The sequence below is a fragment of the Stieleria sp. JC731 genome (assembly GCF_020966635.1).
In the GTDB taxonomy this organism is placed as follows: domain Bacteria; phylum Planctomycetota; class Planctomycetia; order Pirellulales; family Pirellulaceae; genus Stieleria.
The window spans coordinates 1,405,619-1,423,425 of record NZ_JAJKFQ010000001.1 but is presented as its reverse complement, the minus strand read 5'-3'; the positions used below and the strand labels follow the sequence as shown (position 1 = coordinate 1,423,425).

Sequence of the window (17,807 nt, the reverse complement as noted above, 5' to 3'; positions counted from 1 at the left end):
ACCAAATAATGCTTCCGCAAAACAGGTCGCCAAAGACAAACCGCTATAGATAGCTTGCCAAACGCGAATCCGGATAACCTTCGTAAAATCGTTTGATCCAATGTCGACCGGAGTGCTGCTGCAGATGCCGTTGCCATCCGAGCCGCTGCAGTAGACGGTCGGAAATCGCAGACGTCGAAACATGAGCCACGATCGCACAAACGTTTTTGAGTCGTGCGATTTCATCAAGAATGTGACAAGCACCGACGAAAGTCTTGTAACCCGCTTTGCGCCCACTGCGGATATAGTCCAGCGTTAAAAACGATGGCATGCCCAGTGGTGTGTGATAGTCCAGCCAACAGAAATCATCGTCTGGACGACCATAGCGGGTTTGCCACCAGACCTGGGCAACAGAAACACTGCCAACGAACCATCGTCGCTGCACCTCGACCAACTTTCCCTGCCGCATGATGATCCGGCCACATCGCCAACGTCGGATCAGGTCGGCTTGTTCACAGGGATTTTGGACGGAGCGATTTCGGAAGGCTTGGCCAAACACGGTCGTGATTCAAACGGGAGTATTCTTCGATCATACAATCGAAAAAATGTCCCTTAGAAAGAACCACGACGCAGAAGCTGACGCCTAAATTGGCCGAAATCTTGACCGTCGACATCACCATCACCGTCAAAATCCAACTCCGACCGATAACCGGTTGCCCCTGTTGATGTATCTAACGCCGCGCCGAAGATTCGCATATCGGCAGCGTCAACCTTGCGATCCCCGGTAGCATCACCGAGTAGCCGGAAGAAGTTATCCAGTGGGTCGCTGCCGAACTCGAAATCACTTGTCATCCCGAGCCCACTGGAAAGCGACGTGACTTGAGAACTGTCGATGTCTAGCCGGTAATTACCGCGTGAGAGACTGTTGCCAAGTCCGGTGCCGCCGAGCAAGTCGCGATCATCAACCGATGTTCCGCTGCCAAACGTCAGCTCGACAAAAGTCTTGCCAAGTTCATATCGCAAATCGACTTGAACAGTCGTCAAGGCTTCACCCGTTGTCGTGTTGGTCAACTGGATCGCCGTGGATGGCACGTCAACGGGACCGTCGAAGACCACGGTGATCAAGTCAACCACAGATCGTTGTGGCTGATGGACCGGTGCACCAGGCTCGCCGCCAATGATGACTTCGGCAACCGAGACAGACTCCTCACGAAGCACAAACAACTCACGACCGTTCACGCCGTTGTCAGCTGACAGATAGAACAACCCGTTGACTTCAACAACTTCAGACGGATAGCTACCGAACTGATCCGTCGGATTCAGATCGTCAACCTGCACCGTGGTCGTGGTTCCGTTGGTTGACCATAACTCTTGGTCAGCCGTGGTTGTTCCGGCAGCGCTAAACAGCATCCGCGACGGGGTTGCCAACAATGGAATCGGGCTGCTGCCTTCAGGGCCCGCAAGAATATCAGCCACCAAGTTCAAGTTATCCACCGCCCCGTTGGTGCGATACAACTCGCGACCGCTCGTCCCATCATCGGCGGAAAAATAAACCTCGCCCAATGCACTGAAGAAACCGTCAGGATCCGAACCGGACGATCCGGGATTTACATCGGCGATTCGGTAAGTGTTTGCGGCGACACCGTTGGAACGCCAGGGTTCAAACCCACTGGTTCCATCGTCAGCGCTGAAGTAAAGCACCCCACCGGCATCAATCAAATGATTGGGGTTCGAATCGCCGCTGGGATTGATGTCCTCAACAATAAAGTTGGACGTAAACGTTCGACGAAATAATTCGCGTCCCGCGGTGCCGTCATCAGCCACGTAGTACATGCTGCTACCGACGACGGTGAACTGGTCGGGGTTGGATGAACCGGTACCAACATTGATATCGTTGACCAACGCGACCGACTGATCACCGGGATTAAGCGTGAACAGTTCACGTCCGACATCACCGGTGACCGACGTCGCATCGGTGTCGGCACCAAAGAACAGACTGCCTTGGAATTCGACCAATCCCGTAGGATTACTACCTGTCGGCCCGGGAATTATGTCGTTTACTAATGTCGCGAAACTTGCCCCGTCGCTGGACCACAGTTCGTTCCCTGTGTTCCCATCATCCGCAACGAAATAGACACGCGAACCGCTGACCACGAAGAGCGTCCCGTCCTCGTCAAGCGGTTGTGGTGTACGATCAAACAACTGGATCGGGTCGTTCGTACCGTCGGTAATGTAGACGCCGCCGTCGATCCCACCGCTATTGTTATAGAAAACGATCTCTTGATTTTCGCCGGTAAACAACGTCAGCCCGGCAATACGATCAGCACTGCTTGGCGAAACGTCCGCGACCATCTCCACCGTCTCTAGCACGGTATCGGCTCGCCACACCGCTTCACCGTTGATCCCATCATCGGCGGCAAAGTAGATGTCATTGCCGACGACAAGCAATTCCTTAACACCGGCATCACCGGTCGCGGGATTGATGTTTTTCAACAAGCCAGACCCGAGTTCGGTTCCGTCACTTATCCATAGTTCACGATCTTCGTTGGCATCGAAGCTGGTAAACAGCATTTGACCATCAAGTTCGCCCAAGATTCGCGGCAGACCGTCCAGTGGAGCACCATATAGATCATTGCCTGGGCGCGTGTCGATCACGCGAAGGGTGCCGGATTCGGTACCGTCGCTGACCCACAATTCCTCACCATCTCCGGTAACATCATCAGCAACGAACAACAGTTGGTTGCCAAGCTTTGTTAGCTGACTTGGTCCCGAACTGCCCGTCGGAACGATGTCTTTGACCATCGTGGTCCCTGGTCCGGTTCCATCGGTCTTGTGCAACTCACGTCCGGCGCTGTTCAGCAGCGTTGTCGAAGGGCTTAGGTCTGCCGTCAGTGTCGCGTTCACTAAAAACGCTTCGGTTCCGCCATCAGGAAGACTTGGGAACGTTGCGTTACCGATCGACAAGCGAACGGTGGCGGATGTTACGGAGGCTCCACCGGGATCGGTAATTGAAACGTTGTTCGCGTCCCGATTGGTCACCCAGTTATCCAGTTCGTTGCCAGAAACCGTATCCGTCGCGGCTAGAGATCCGTTAAGGAACAATTCGAACAACAGACCTTCGCCAGCCTGTTCAAACTCATTTCCCGAAGCAAACCCCGAGAACGAGATGTTGCTCAATCCGGCAGGATCGCTGATGGTCCATTCCCAAAAATCATCAACCAAATCGCCGCTATCGATGTCCTCCACGTAAAGATCACCCGGGGCGATAGTAGTTAAGCCAACTCCGGCGGTACCGATGCGTGCGGAACTGCTGACCCATCCCGGTGGTTCACCGCTGGAGTCTTCCGACCCTTGAACCGAAGTGCTGATGTTTAGCACATTTCCAAAGATCGTCAGTTGCCCGTTGAAGGCCGAATTCGCGGCCGCGAATACGCCGGCATACGTCCCACCCGATGCGATCGAATTGTCTGCCGTCAACGTTGGTGAAGTCGCCGATACGCTCGTTGCGGGGATCGCACCTTGGGCACTAAAGAACAACTCGCTTCCGACGACTTCTAAATCCAGCGGATCGCTCGACCCTAACCCTTCGGTTGTATCGGCGACCATGCTGATCGTGGTCCCATCGGTCTTGAAAAGATGACGCCCACCGCTGGGCGCGATCGCCGAAAAGAACAGCTCGGTACCAAAGGGTGTCAACTCTTCTGGGCTTGTCGAACTACCGATGGTCAGATCGTCAACGATCATCGTACCGGCTTGAGTCCCGTCGCTACGAAATAGCTCGTAGCCTTCTTGCGCATCTTCGGCGACGAAGTAGAGCACGCCGTTTAGTTCGGTCAGTTCGGTCGGATACGATGAAAACGATTCGTCGTCGTCAGCAGTTCCAAGCGTACCGTCGAATCCCGCGTCGACACCCAAGTCGGCGACCATCATCGTGCCACCGGACGTCCCGTCACTTTTCCAAAGCTCAGTTCCGGAATCAGTTGACTGGTGACTGTCGTAAGCGGCAAAAAAGAGAGTCCCGTTGACGTCGGTCAATTCGTGGGGAATGCCATAACCGAAATCATGAACCAACTGTGTACCGGCTTGGCTACCGTCGCTGACCCAGAGTTCGTAGTTGAATGACGAATCGTAGCCGACGAAAAACAGCTTGTCGCCAGAGGCTGTCAGTTTCGGTTGGATATCAAGAAAGACGTCACTGGCGAGTTGTGCATCAAAGGCAACAACGGTCCCAGCTTCGGTTCCGTCAGACTTCCAAATATCCAGTTCGCCTGTTTCATCTTCGGCGACAAAAAACAGCTCGCCATTTTTGACGGTCAAGTCAAACGGGGCCGCACCATCAGGACCAGGCAAGATGTCCTTGACCAGCACGGTGCCAGCAGCGGTGCCATCGGTCTTCCACAGTTCGGCGCCGTGCAGGCCATCGTCAGCGGTGAAGAACATCTCGCTACCGAGCACAGCTACATCGACGCTTTCGTCGGCTCGGGAATCGACGCCAATGTCCGATGACTTGCCAAGCTGGTTGATGTCCGCGAACAGGTCGATCGCAAAGGTCAACAGATGACGCGATTCAAGTGTTTCGATCGAAGCGGCAAGATTACGACGAAGCTTTCCCGTTCGTCGTTTTTGCAGTGACTTCGTTTCACGTTTCCTAGTACGAACCGAACCATTGGAAACTACTTTCGCAAATCGCGATCGCGAACCGTCCATTGGGAATCTCAAAAGTTGTCGGGCAACGAATAGGTCAGACATCCGGACAGTTGTCGGTCACCGGTTCCCAATAGATAAGACTCATGCGCTGGACCTGCACAGCCGTTCGCCTCTACCGAGCCAGGGGTTCCAGTTTCCGCACCAGAAGCGGACAAGGTCCGTAGTATAGCCAAACCACCACCGCACAACCGACAAAATCATGCAAATCCAACCTGCGGAGCGCAAATCCGACGCTGGCTGCTTCATCGGTGGCACAAGATCGCCAAGCCCTCGCTTTTTTACTGCGTTTGGACCAACAGTACAGTGTGATAGGGCTGACCGATTCCTCAGAGACGATCGAGGAACGTCAAGCTTACGGTGCGATGGGTAGTCTGTGCGGGGCGTTCTCATCCACGCACAGACTTAGGAGCCATGCGCACAACTACCCCTGCGGTCACCTTAATCGTTGGCAGAATGGTTTGCGTGATTACCGACCGTTGCTGGCCCAGAGAGAGAACCGCAGGCTGGCGCCAAGCGGCTGATGGGAGAGTCAGTTGCCAATCAGCTGGTCAGGCACAAGACTGTTCGGCACGTTTTAGAACTGTAACCGCAAATGGCGGCCTGATCGCTCCAACCAAATACTCTGTGTCCTCCGTTGCTCTGTGTTTCACCTTCCCGGTTTTCCGGCATCCGATCCTACTGTTTGCCGAATGGTGCCACACACCAACAAGAGAGAGAACCGCAGGCTGGCGCCAGGCGACTGATGGGAGAGTCAGTTGCCAATCAGCTGGTCAGGCACAAGACTGTTCGGCACGTTTTAGAACTGTAATCGCAAATGGCGGCCTGACCGCTCCAACCAAATACTCTGTGTCCTCCGTTGCTCTGTGTTTCACCTTCCCGGTTTTCCGGCATTCGATCCTACTGTTTGCCGAATGGTGCCACACACCAACACGACGGTGGCTGTTTCGAGCCTGTTGTCGCTCTAGCTTGAAACTCGAAATAGCGGCTTCGCCGTAAGCGACTTTGGGTGCGGGCAGTCATGATATCGACAACTTCGATGGATGCCGAAGTCCGAACTCTGGGCTACATTGTCTCCCTCCGCCTGTTTTCCCGCCCGCAATGGATCGCAAAGTAATGGTCATCGAAGAATCGACCGTCGAGAAATTGCTGGATAAAAGCCAGGAAGAATTGTTGGCGATGGAGGAGCATTTGAAGCATCAGCTTCGCGACCGTGGCTGAATTTGAATTACGTCGGCTCCAAGACGCCCACCGTACTACCATCGCAACCACAAATAGCATCGACTTCCTGGGCACAGCAGAGCCTGATCGCCAGATTAAGAGTCGCCTCGGTTCCTAACGACGGCCGCTCGTCTGAATCTCTGGCGGAACAACCCAAACGGGAACCTGTTGGTCTTCTTGTGGGTAAGGACCACACAAAACGGTGCGCCGTGAATGTTCAATGACCTGCACATCGAACAGCTCTTCGATCCCCGATTCGAATTCCAAGAACGCAACATTGCGACCGCTGGCCAAGTCGATCACAACGATGCCACAGCGAAGTCGACTGGTGTCATCACAAATCGGGACGCCACCAAACACCGATGTCTCGCGCGCGCGGCTCATCCCGACAAATGCGAATTGCCCGGCAAAGGCCAAGCCACGACCGTATCCCGGATAATCAGAAACAACATCGACCTTTCCGGAATCCAAGTCAACCGCAACTAATTGCCCACGCCCACTGTCCAACAAGAACAACTTGCCTTGATGCCAACGTGGTGAATGAGGCATGCAGAAACCTTTTGTGATGACTTCGCCGGAGTCAACATCGACTAGCGCACCACCGCCAACTTTGCCTTCACGCCATCCACGTGCTTCGTTGGACGTGCCTAGACAAGTCACATACCGTGGCCTGCCGTCAATCATCGCCATCCCGTTTAGGTGACATCGATCCTGTGGGGCTAAGCCATCGATAAAAGGCGGCTGCCACCTCGGTACGAAGTTGTAATCGGGATGCAGTGTTGCCAAACAGGAGAACAGCGTATTGACCATCCAAAGCTCTTGCCCGTGCCCCCAAGCCATCTCATGAATGCTGATGTTTCCAGTTACAAACGACTCACGTGCCAAAAACGCTCGGTCATACGTTCCCGCCGGTTCTACTTGCCTTGCAAGAGACCCGGCATCTCGCATGAACCAAACGAGGTTTGGACCACCGACGGCAAGCGTCCTTGCCGAAATCGACTTGCCGATTTCTGCATCCCTCGCCTCCACGTTCGCCGCCCCTGCATCCACTGACGCAAGTGCATCCGGTATCGCAATTCCCATCGCTTGCTGAAAGTTTGAAAACCGCAAGTGCAACTCACCATCGGCCGCACCAATACTCGCGACCTTGCCAGCGGCATAGGTAGAGACCAACAGGGAACACCCAAGGTGCTCTAGGATCGGCACGAATTTTGAGCTATGCCGATAGTTAATTTTTCGTGCGGCAAAGGCTCGCTGCCCAGAGTTCTGTTTCGTCTGACTTGTGTTTCCGTTTGGCGAAACGGATTGGCCCGAATCGAAACCCTGGGACTCGGATGACGCAGGATCGTTTTGCTGGGGATCGGTCATACGAGCAGACAGTCAGGAAGTGCGAAGGAGAAGTTCTGTGACCCAGTTTGATAGGTCGTCAGAACAATGTATCGCATCTTGAAACATGCTGCCTTCGACATCGATGACTCAATACCGAAGGCAACTGAGATGAGCCTTTATTCAATTCGAGGTTCGAACAGCCAGATTCAAGCTCGACTTGGAAGGCTTCAAATCCCCAGCAACAAATGCAGCAATGAGGCACCGTTGCGGAGCATCGGATCACTTTCTCGCGCGGCAAAATCTATTGCCGGACGGGTCGGAACGATCGGTGATGAACCACGGTCGGGACGTTTCCCAGGAGCCTGGATTATCGCGGCCAATTCCCAGTGGTCCAGCCATGCGACACCGCACCCTTCACAGCTGTTGATGACCACAGTTCCCGGGCCATAGTAAGGATGCGTTTCCATCACTTCTAAACAAGCCGGACAATCCAGTTCTGACTTTAGCTCTTGATGATCCATCGGCGTTGGTGTCAGGTCCTCGCCCTGAAACGACATTCGCTTCTGATGGATGATCGTTGCCAAGCATCCTTTCTCGATCACAAAGCCACGACATTGCGGGCAAAGACAGACACGCCAGTTTCCATGCAAAGTCGCAAACTCGAGTGGCACTCTGCACTTCGAACACGCCACGCCCGGAGACTCTCCCAGCAGCACCAGTGGCTCGGCCGGGTCATCTAGCGGTGACGCAAACTCGTACTTCCCGCACGACAGACAGCGATGATGGTTGCGATTGGCAATCCATCGCATTTCTTCCTGACAGTCCTTGCACTGCATCGAAATGTGACCTAGCGATTGGCGTTTTGTTTCATCGATGAGTCGATTCGAAGACCGAACCGATCGTCTGAAACTTAGCACGCCAAACGGAATCACCTACAACGATTTTACGATGCGACTGATCGCTTTAAATTCGGGATGATCTGCAGTTTCGAGCCACTGATAGATCACCGATTCGAGCGTCGTGATGCTGACTCCCAAATCACGCAACTGCTCGATCGCCGTTTCATGTTCCCAACCGCCTCGTGCGGCAACCGCCTCACTGATCACGACCGGAGTTAAACCTTCTTGCTGCAGATCCAACACGGTTTGCAAAACACAAATATGCGTCTCGACGCCACAGATCAAAATTTGATCTCGCCCATCGGATATCCACTGATCTAACTCACGCCTGCAAACTGCGGCCGAGAAATCGAGCTTCTCCTCCGGTTCGTCGAACCAATCGTCAAGCGGCGACACCAAACCACCAAGCCCTTTCGGGTATTGCACCGTCGCGGCCGACGGGACTTGCAAACGCTCCGCGACACGTAGCAGTGCATCGGTAAAATGCACCACGTCCTCAGCCGAAGGGATCGCCGGAACCAGCTTTTCCTGCAGGTCGATGACCAAGACCGCCGAACGGTCGGCCGTTAATCGCTTGCTAGATCGCTGGTAGGGCATCTTGATCGTACCGGTGGTCGGTCAGTCTTTTGACTTTGGCTTCTTGGCAGCTTTGGTTTCTTTCTTACCTGAGTCCGACTTTGACTCCGAAGGTTTGCTGTCCGCTTTGGCGCCTTTCTTGTAGCTATCGCTGCGGTAGTCCGTTTGATAGAAGCCACTACCTTTGAACACGATCGCGGCACCGCTGCCGAACAATCGACGAAGCTTTAGCTTGCCGCACTCGGGGCACTTCTTTTTTACCGGATCGTTGATGCCCTGAAAGAGCTCCATTTCGTGCCCACAGGCATCGCATTGATAGTCATACGTTGGCATGGACAATCATCACCGCAAAAAGTGTTTGTTTAAAAGAGTCTATTCGATAGACGGTCTGACGATCAGCAGAAGATCAGACCGGACTGTAGGTTCTTACGATTGCCTTCATGCCCGCCACTGATGCGAGCGTAGGCTTTGAATTTTGTTCGGCCCTCCGACCGAATCGCTCCTGATGGGTCACCCGATCGATTGATCAAGGGTGCCCTCATCGCAGGCAGCTCGCCAGCGTTAGGCAGGGCCTTTGCTGACAACGACTTGGCTAGGCCGGATCACACGTTCGTGCAGCTTGAAGCCGGATTGCGCCACGTGCGCGATCTTGCCGCTTTCGACATCGTTGCTTGGCATTTGCGAGATCGCTTCATGCAAGTTCGGATCGAACTCTTCGCCTTCGGTCGGAATAGGCGTGACGCCATGCTTTCCAAAGACATCGTCCATTTGCTTTACAACCATCGCGACGCCTTCTTGAAGACCATCGGTCTGGCCGCTGTTGGCCGCTTCGATCGCGCGATAAAGATTGTCACGGACCTGCAGCAAGTCGACTACCAAATCGGTCGACGCGAAACGGATCTGGTCTTCGAAATCACGTCGCATCCGTTTGCGGAAGTTCTCCGCTTCGGCCTGGGCTTGCAAGACACGCTTGTCCGCCTCGGTAGCCGCACGTCGCAGACGCTCCATTTCTTCATCGCGAGTTTCCGGCTGCTCAAGCGTCTCGGCGTCATTGAACGCCTCGTCGACAACTTGCTCGTCAGCGGATTCCGATTCGACAGCGTTGCCGTCTTCTAATTCAGGATCGATTGGTTCACTCATGGTTCTTATTTAAAGATCACGTTGATCGTTGATGTACTAGAACAGGTCAGCGACCTTTTCGAGAAACGTTTTGCGGTGCGGAAGCACAGACTCGTGGTCCAATTCTGCAAGCTTCCGAAGTAGTTCTTCTTGTTCGCCGGACAGCTTCTTGGGGACTTCGATGAAAACCTGCACCAACAAGTCGCCAGCGCGTCCGCCACGTGGATCGACAACGCCTTTACCTCCAAGGGTGAAGACTTCGCCGTTTTGGGTTCCCGCGTCGATACGCAAGACTTCCGGACCGTCCAATGTCGGGACTTCCAATTCCGCTCCAAGTGCAGCTTGGCTGTAGGAGATCGGCAATTGGAGGATAAGGTTACTTCCGTCACGCCGGAACAGTTCGTGTGGCTTCACGGTGATGAAGCAATAACAGTCGCCCGGAGGTCCGCCGTTGGAACTTGCTTCGCCTTCGCCTTGGACACGAACACGCATGCCGTCGTCGACACCCGCGGGGATCTCGACAGTCAGTTCAGCCTTTTCGGTTTGCAGGCCACTTCCGCGACAGTCCGTACAGGGCTGGCTGATCTTTTGCCCGGCCCCACCGCAATGCGGACAAGCGGTCTGAACGCGTAGGATTCCTGCCGACTGAACAACCTGTCCCCGGCCACCGCATGTCGAACAGACCTCCGGCTGGCTGCCTGGGGCCGCACCACTGCCATCGCAGGTGCCACATCCGACGTGACGTCGGAAAGTGATCTCTTTGCTAACCCCCTTGGCCGCTTCTTCCAAGGTCAGCGTGACGTCGCAGCGGATATCGGCACCGCGTCGTGCGCGTCGTGACCGGCCGCCGCTTCGTCCGCCGAACAGGTCACCGAACATTCCGCCGCCACCGAACATCTCTCCGAAGGCTTCGAAGATGTCCTCGACGTCATTGAACTGGCTTGACGCGCCTTCGACACCGGAATGCCCATAGCGGTCATAACGCGATCGCTTGTCGGCATCACTGAGGACTTCGTAAGCCTCCGATGCTTCTTTGAATCGCTCGACGGCGTCTTCGGCCTTGCTACTGTCGGGGTGATACTTGATCGCAAGCTTGCGATAGGCGCGATCGATTTGCACCTTTGTCGCACTGCGTTCGACAGCTAGGACTTCGTAGTAATCTCGCTTATTACTCATCGACACAGACAGTCGTCGTGTATGTGTTTTGATTAATGGCAAATCGCATCCGATCGGGACACCATTTACCGCCTGGGTTGTCGCACACAAAAACGGGCCGCATGCCGTTCAATAGGCAGCGGCCCGTCGATGTGATTACGACTCAATCATCGCATCCTGCTTAAGAAACGACGCCTTCAGCGCGGACGCGTTCTTTGTCTTCCTTCTCAAAGTTGGTGACCATCGCTTCGGTTGTCAGCAACAAACCTGCGATGCTGCCTGCGTTGGTCAGTGCGGTACGCACAACTTTGACAGGGTCGATAACACCAACTTTGAACATGTCGGCATATTCGCCACTGTGGGCGTTGTAACCGATGCTGGCGTCTTTCTGACGAACTTCGTCAACGACAACGCTTCCGTCGATTCCGCCGTTGTCAGCGATCTGCTTCATCGGAGCCGAAAGGGCACCCAAGACGATATCGACGCCGATCTTTTCGTCGCCACGAGCCGACTTCTTGGCGGCTTCGACAGCTTCGATGCAGCGAACGAGTGCAACACCGCCACCTGGCAGGATGCCTTCTTCGACTGCAGCACGTGTGGCGTGCAAAGCGTCTTCCAAGCGTGCTTTGGTTTGCTTCATCTCAGCTTCGGTTTCTGCACCGACGCTGATCACGGCAACACCACCGGCCAACTTGGCCAAGCGTTCTTGGTACTTCTCTTTGTCGTAGTCGCTGTCGGTCTGCTCGATCTGAGCACGGATTTGGGCAACGCGTTGATCGATATCTTCGCGTTTTCCGCCACCTTCAACGATCGTGGTGCTGTTCTTGTCAACGGTGACGTTCTTCGCACGTCCCAGTTGTTCCAGCGTGACGTTTTCCAGTTGGATGCCCAAGTCTTCGCTGATCAGCGTTCCGCCGGTCAGGGTTGCGATGTCTCCCAACATTGCTTTGCGGCGATCGCCGAAGCCTGGTGCTTTAACGGCACAGACATTCAGCGTTCCACGCAGCTTGTTGACGACCAACAGGGTCAACGCTTCGGCGTCGACGTCTTCGGCGATGATCAACAATGGTTGGCCGGTTTGAGCCGACTTTTCCAACAACGGAACGAGGTCACGAATGTTGCTGATCTTCTTTTCGTACAGCAACACCAATGCGTTCTCGAGGCTGGCTTCCATCGTGCCCGCATCAGTGATGAAGTAGGGCGAGATGTAACCTTTGTCGAACTGCATTCCGTCGACGTATTCGACCGAAGTTTCGCGAGTTTTGCCTTCTTCGACGGTGATCACACCGTCTTTGCCAACACGCTCTAGTGCTTCGGCCAACAACTCACCAATCTTAGGATCGTTGTTTGCACTGATCGCACCGACGTGCTCGACTTCTTTCTTGTCTTCGACGGGACGTCCCATTTCCAACAAGTGATTGCAAGCAGCGTTGACAGCTTTGTCGATACCACGACGAACTGCCGTTGGGTTGCTACCGGCGACGATGTTTCGCAGACCTTCTTTGAAGATCGCACGAGCCAACACGGTCGCGGTGGTCGTTCCGTCACCTGCCAAGTCGCTAGTCTTTTGCGCGACTTCGATGACCAACTTTGCACCCATGTTTTCGAATCGGTCTTCCAATTCGACTTCTTTGGCAACGGTGACACCGTCTTTGGTCACGGTCGGACCACCAAAGGATTTGTCAATGATGACGTTGCGGCCGGTCGGTCCCATCGTCACAGCGACGGCGTTGGCCAACTTGTCGATCCCAGCAAGCATTCGAGCGCGAGCGTGATCGTCAAAAAGGAGTTGTTTTGCCACGAGAGGATTCCTCTATCAGTGAAAACGCGTACTGAATCGACTACAGAACCTTTGCCAAGATGTCACTCTCGCGAAGGATCTTCATTTCTTGGCCGTCGACTTCGATGTCGCTTCCGCCGTACTTTCCATAAATCACGGTGTCACCAATAGCGACGCTTAGTTCGCCACGGTTTCCGCTTTCGAGAAGCTTGCCAGGTCCGACAGCGACGATCGTTCCGCGTTGTGGTTTTTCGCGTGCCGCGTCGGGAAGAACGATACCGCCAGCGGTGGTGGTTTCCGCTTCGACAGGTTGAACAACGACGCGGTCATCCAGTGGACGCAGTTTTACTTTAGCCATGATGCGATGTATTCCGTTTGGTAGTGTTTGTTTATTTGTTTCAGTTGACGATCGCTCGCGTGAAAACGAGCGATCGATTCAAAGACCTGCGCAAGGTGCAGGGCAGGGGAGTGCAGAGCAGGGCACGATGAATTACATCATGCCGGGCATGCCCATGCCGCCCATACCACCCATGCCGCCCATGCCTGGCATGCCGCCCATTCCACCCATGCCGTGGTCATGGTGGTGGTCGCCGCCAGCTTCGTCTTCTTCGACTGGGATTTCGGTCACCAAAGATTCGGTGGTCAACAACAGCGTCGCGACGCTCGCAGCGTTGGTCAGCGAGGTTCTGACAACCTTTGCGGGGTCAACGATACCGGCAGCCAACAGATCGCAATACTTATCAGCATTGGCGTCGTAACCTTCGGTCTTGCCTTTCAGTTGGCTGACGCGGTTGACGACAACAGCACCGTCCATGCCGGCGTTGCTGGCGATGGTACGAAGCGGTTGGTCAAGAACGTTGCGGATGATGTGTGCACCGAGTTGCTCGTCGCCGGCCAGATCCTTGGCAAGCTTTTCGACAGCGGGTCGGCAACGAAGCAGAGTTGTGCCACCGCCAGGAACGATGCCTTCTTCCAAAGCCGCCTGAGTTGCCGCACGAGCGTCGTCGATCAACGCCTTGCGTTCTTTCATTTCGGTTTCGGTTGCAGCACCGACGTTGATCTGTGCAACACCGCCGGCCAGCTTGGCCAAACGCTCTTGCAGCTTTTCGCGATCGTAGTCGCTGTCAGTTTGATCGATTTCGCGACGGATTTGCTCGACGCGTCCGTCGATCGCAGCTTTCTTGCCAGCACCACCGACGATAGTGGTCGAATCGCTGGTGATACGAACCTTCTTGGCTCGGCCCAAGTCTTTCAGCTTGACGCTTTCCAGATCGATGCCCAAGTCTTTGAAGATCGCTTCGCCACCGGTCAAAGCAGCGATGTCGCCCAAGATTGCTTTACGGCGATCGCCATAGCCAGGAGCTTTCACAGCTGCGGCCGAGATGATGCCACGCATCTTGTTAACAACCAAGGTTGCCAACGCTTCGCCTTCGACGTCTTCGGCGATAACCAACAGAGGCTTCTTTTCCTTGCTGATCGCTTCCAGCAAAGGAATCATCTTCTTGTTGTTGCTGATCTTTTCTTCGAACAGCAGGATGTGGCAGTCGTCCAGTTCAACCGTCACGTTGTCTTGATCGGTGACAAAGTGTGGCGAAAGGAAACCACGATCGAATTGCATCCCTTCAACAACGTCAACATAAGTTTCGTTGGAGCGACCTTCTTCGACAGTGATCACGCCGTTCTTTCCGACGGTCGTGAAGGCGTTTGCCAGGACGTCGCCGATCGATGGGTCGTTGTTACCAGCGATGGTCGCGACTTGCTTGATCTCAGACTTGCTCTTTTCGTTGACAGGCTTCGCCAACTTTTGGATTTGAGCTGCGACCGCATCAACCGCTTTGTTAACGCCACGGGTCAGCGCCATTGGGTCAGCACCGGAGGCGACCATCTTCAGGCCTTCGCGATAAATCGCTTCGGCGAGCAAGGTTGCCGAGGTGGTGCCGTCGCCAGCGACTTCGTTGGTCTTGCTGGCTGCTTCTTTGACGAGCTGGGCACCCAGATTTTCAAAGGGGTCATCCAGTTCGATATCTTCAGCAACGGTGACACCGTCTTTGGTGACTTTGGGTGAGCCCCAGCCCTTGTCCAGCACGGCGTTGCGGCCGCGTGGGCCAAGCGTGCTCTTGACGGCTCGCGCCAATTTGCTGACGCCGGCCAGCAGTGGCGCTCGTGCGTCGTCGTCGAAAACGATTTGCTTTGCCACGACGTTGTCTCTCCTGTGAGGGTTCATATGCACCCCGGGTGTTCGAAACCGCCGGGAAAATCCGACAGCCCGTCTGAGGGGGTGCAGTTTGTTAGGGGAAATTCTTGATAGGGACTCGCCGACCGATCGCACCTACGTCTTCGCGATCTAGCCACGTCCGACCAACGGTCTACCTGCGGGAATCTGGCAGCCATCTTGGAATGACCGGGAAGTCATCCAACTCATGCCGTCAACGGCGACGTATGACGCTCGTTGGCAGCCGGCTCGGGACCAGCCTGTCGACTAAAGTGACAGTCCCGCTGATCGACCCCGCCTCAAAGCAACCGCCGTGCCAACCGGCCTCGTCAAAAAAATTTTCGTATAGCAGAGCGCAGCTTTCGCGGGATTTGACCGCGCAATTCGTGCACCGCCAAGGTGACATCGACTCACCGTTTTTTTCCCCGATTTTTCAACGATCTGACGCGCCACGAGACGTGCCACGATGGCAGACCTAACGACCTTGCTCCCGCACCAGACTCAACTGTCTGCCATCTCGGCGGCAGACTCGAAAATATCGACATGATCGGAAACTCTGGGTCCAAAACGCTTCCCAACTCCAAAGTCCGGCTGGCGAAATGATTGACCAAACCCTATCTGCAGCGTCCACTTCTGCAGGAGATCTGTGGACTTTCCACAACCACAGCCCCCCCGATAGCAACTCCAACAAGTAATCGACCGCTGCGACGGAAAGCTTCCATGACCATTTGCCGGCTCACCACCAAAATCGCTGCCACCTTCATCGCGGCATCCGCCCTCGGATGCGCCAGTGAAGCCAAGGCCGGTTGCCTGGACTGGCTCTTCGGACGCTCAAACGCCTACAGCAGTCCGGCTTACACCGCCAACTATCCGGTGGCTGGCTACACAGCCAACTATCCGTATACACCCGTCACCTCGCCAATGGGCATTGTCCCAGGAACGACTCCCGTTGCTGGAGTACCCGTTAGCGGCTATTCCTCCGTGAACACGTTCCCAAACGCAAGCGCAGGCGTCGTCGCTGCACAACGTCCCGCGATCACGGTGCAAGGTGACCCGGCATACCCAAATGGATATGCCTATCCCGGATACACGAATGTTCAGACATTCAATAACCCCTCGGTTTACACAGGCCTTCCGGTCACGACGCCTGCCAATGTGACGCCCTATCAGTCTTCGCGGATTCCACTGTCTTCGGGGGTTCCTCTGGCGACTGCGCTTCGCGGGTCTGCCAACCCGGTCTTTCCCTCGGCAACCTACACATCCAACTACGCCACTCCTGGCTACAACAACGCTGTCGCACCGACCAGCTACGCAGCTCCTGTTGGAACAACCGCTTTGCCTCTGGCATACGAACAGCCGCGATGGCGACTCGGTTCTGGCCTTGCACGATTTTTCAATTCGCTGCTCGGACGCAACACCGACTACGTCACAACGTACAATCAAGTCCCAATCACCTATTACCGACCGGTCACGACGCTCGATCCTGTCACCGGCACGAGCGTGACAACGCAGCAAGGCTGCAGTTCCTATGTGCAACAGCTACAGCGTGTTCCGTACAACACGTTGATGCCGACAACGATTACCCCAAGTCAGACAATTGCTCCAGCAGCGATCGATCCCTGCACGATTCCCTACGGGGCCGCCCCAACGACAAACACGTACGGTCAAACACAAGTCCTGCCACAAACATCCATCCCAGGCACCTTCTCGACACCGTCTGCGATCGGTCAAGTTGGCGGTGAGTTTTCTCAGGGAAGCTCCGGCGTGACAACGATCCCATCGACCGTGCCAGGCGCGACAATGCCTGGCAGCGGTTACCCGAACCAAGCTCCATTGACTGGCGCCGATCCTGCCGACCAGCGAGATACAGGCATGCCTGAGCTGCAGTACCAACAACGTCCTTCATTCGGCAGCTCAACCGAACAAGGTACGGGCACGGCTAACGGCTCGACCAACAACACACAGACACAAACGCCTGACAACAGCAGCCAGTCATACGGCACCGACCTCAATCCGTACGACGACTATTACCGATTCAAGGAACAGTCAGACGGATCCCAGCCGCAGTCTCAACCTGAATCCTCAGGCGATGCCGCTGAACCTGGTATTCAGCTTGATCCTCCGGTAACCGGACGCATGCGAGGCTCAAACCCGAATGGTCTGTTTCGCAACGACGAGCGTTTGACAACCCAAACACCTCCTTCGCTTAGCCTTCAGTCAAACGCGAATCAGACGATCAACAATCAAACGCCAGCTCCTATTGCGCCTACGTACAGCTCTGTTCGTCCTGTCGGTGTCCCACCGGTAAAACCGACAATCGCACAGCCGGCAAACGGATCAAGCCAAACGCAACCGACAGGTCTTTCACAACGAACGATCCCACAAGCTCGAGACCGCAGCGAAGTGCCTTCGTTCACAAGCCAACCTTCGGGATTGCAGAACCAATCGAGCGATCTGGAACCGCCCCCGCTACCGCCGGCATCCAACCGATCTGTGGAAGGATTTCAAACCAACTCCCGCCAAATTGGTGTCGAGGTTAAGGAAGTTAAACTTCGCGAGAACCCGATCCAGCAAGTCTCTTCTTGGGACTCGCTCGATCCCTTGCCTGCACCGACGGTAGTTCGTGCTAACTTGGCTCAGCCTCACCCGGTATCGAAACCTGTCGTGCAACCGGCACCTCGAAAACAGCGTAGCAGTGCCGGTTGGGTACCGGTTCAGTAGACGGCCATCGCGAAAGTACATCGGCTTTTAATCGACGAACATCGCTCGCCAGAAACGCTTTTTGATGACCGGTGCTGACCGTCGTGTTTTCGTTGGTCATTCAAGGTCTTTC

12 protein-coding genes are annotated in these 17,807 nt (G+C 55.0%); 1 reads left to right on the top strand and 11 read right to left on the bottom strand.

Annotated elements, in window-relative coordinates:
- Positions 1–43: 43 nt before the first annotated feature.
- The 11 genes from LOC67_RS04690 to groL (LOC67_RS04640) all read right to left on the bottom strand — a co-directional run bounded on the left by LOC67_RS04690 (position 44) and on the right by groL (LOC67_RS04640) (position 14,959).
- Positions 44–538 (bottom strand): hypothetical protein, encoded by a 495-nt coding sequence (locus LOC67_RS04690; RefSeq protein ID WP_230261352.1) that lies wholly within the window; start codon positions 536–538, stop codon positions 44–46.
- Positions 539–591: 53 nt separating this feature from the next.
- Positions 592–4,728: an ELWxxDGT repeat protein gene (locus LOC67_RS04685; protein WP_230261351.1), complete on the bottom strand. Its 4,137-nt coding sequence runs from the start codon at positions 4,726–4,728 to the stop codon at positions 592–594.
- A gap of 1,290 nt (positions 4,729–6,018) precedes the next feature.
- A complete protein-coding gene (locus LOC67_RS04680) occupies positions 6,019–7,272 on the bottom strand; it encodes a TIGR03032 family protein (protein WP_230261350.1) in 1,254 nt (417 codons plus the stop codon).
- A gap of 188 nt (positions 7,273–7,460) precedes the next feature.
- Positions 7,461–7,904, bottom strand: a complete 444-nt coding sequence (locus tag LOC67_RS04675; RefSeq protein ID WP_230261349.1) for a hypothetical protein — start codon at positions 7,902–7,904, stop codon at positions 7,461–7,463.
- A 261-nt stretch (positions 7,905–8,165) separates the two neighbouring features.
- On the bottom strand, positions 8,166–8,729 hold the full coding sequence (locus LOC67_RS04670) for an isochorismatase family protein (protein ID WP_230261348.1): 564 nt from the start codon (positions 8,727–8,729) through the stop codon (positions 8,166–8,168).
- 21 nt (positions 8,730–8,750) lie between these two features.
- Entirely contained in the window at positions 8,751–9,041 is a 291-nt protein-coding gene (locus LOC67_RS04665; RefSeq protein ID WP_230261347.1) for an FmdB family zinc ribbon protein, read from the bottom strand.
- 228 nt (positions 9,042–9,269) lie between these two features.
- Positions 9,270–9,848, bottom strand: coding sequence for a nucleotide exchange factor GrpE (gene grpE / locus LOC67_RS04660; RefSeq protein WP_230261346.1), 579 nt, complete (start codon positions 9,846–9,848; stop codon positions 9,270–9,272).
- Positions 9,849–9,884: 36 nt separating this feature from the next.
- Positions 9,885–11,003: a molecular chaperone DnaJ gene (dnaJ, locus tag LOC67_RS04655; protein ID WP_230261345.1), complete on the bottom strand. Its 1,119-nt coding sequence runs from the start codon at positions 11,001–11,003 to the stop codon at positions 9,885–9,887.
- A 160-nt stretch (positions 11,004–11,163) separates the two neighbouring features.
- Positions 11,164–12,783, bottom strand: coding sequence for a chaperonin GroEL (gene groL / locus LOC67_RS04650; protein ID WP_315861028.1), 1,620 nt, complete (start codon positions 12,781–12,783; stop codon positions 11,164–11,166).
- Between the two features lie 40 nt (positions 12,784–12,823).
- Positions 12,824–13,120, bottom strand: a complete 297-nt coding sequence (groES, locus tag LOC67_RS04645) for a co-chaperone GroES (protein WP_230261344.1) — start codon at positions 13,118–13,120, stop codon at positions 12,824–12,826.
- A gap of 132 nt (positions 13,121–13,252) precedes the next feature.
- Entirely contained in the window at positions 13,253–14,959 is a 1,707-nt protein-coding gene (gene groL, locus LOC67_RS04640; RefSeq protein ID WP_410001111.1) for a chaperonin GroEL, read from the bottom strand.
- Positions 14,960–15,694: 735 nt separating this feature from the next.
- Between groL (LOC67_RS04640) and LOC67_RS04635 the strand changes: the two genes are divergently transcribed.
- On the top strand, positions 15,695–17,695 hold the full coding sequence (locus LOC67_RS04635; protein ID WP_230261342.1) for a hypothetical protein: 2,001 nt from the start codon (positions 15,695–15,697) through the stop codon (positions 17,693–17,695).
- Positions 17,696–17,807: the final 112 nt, after the last annotated feature.

Bases quoted from the DNA above. Each gene is read 5' to 3' on its own strand.
- LOC67_RS04685 (WP_230261351.1), bottom strand. From the start codon at position 4,728: ATGTCTGACCTATTCGTTGCCCGACAACTTTTGAGATTCCCAATGGAC.
- dnaJ (WP_230261345.1), bottom strand. From the start codon at position 11,003: ATGAGTAATAAGCGAGATTACTACGAAGTCCTAGCTGTCGAACGCAGT.
- LOC67_RS04670 (WP_230261348.1), bottom strand. From the start codon at position 8,729: ATGCCCTACCAGCGATCTAGCAAGCGATTAACGGCCGACCGTTCGGCG.
- grpE (WP_230261346.1), bottom strand. From the start codon at position 9,848: ATGAGTGAACCAATCGATCCTGAATTAGAAGACGGCAACGCTGTCGAA.
- groES (WP_230261344.1), bottom strand. From the start codon at position 13,120: ATGGCTAAAGTAAAACTGCGTCCACTGGATGACCGCGTCGTTGTTCAA.
- LOC67_RS04635 (WP_230261342.1), top strand. From the start codon at position 15,695: ATGACCATTTGCCGGCTCACCACCAAAATCGCTGCCACCTTCATCGCG.
- LOC67_RS04680 (WP_230261350.1), bottom strand. From the start codon at position 7,272: ATGACCGATCCCCAGCAAAACGATCCTGCGTCATCCGAGTCCCAGGGT.
- LOC67_RS04665 (WP_230261347.1), bottom strand. From the start codon at position 9,041: ATGCCAACGTATGACTATCAATGCGATGCCTGTGGGCACGAAATGGAG.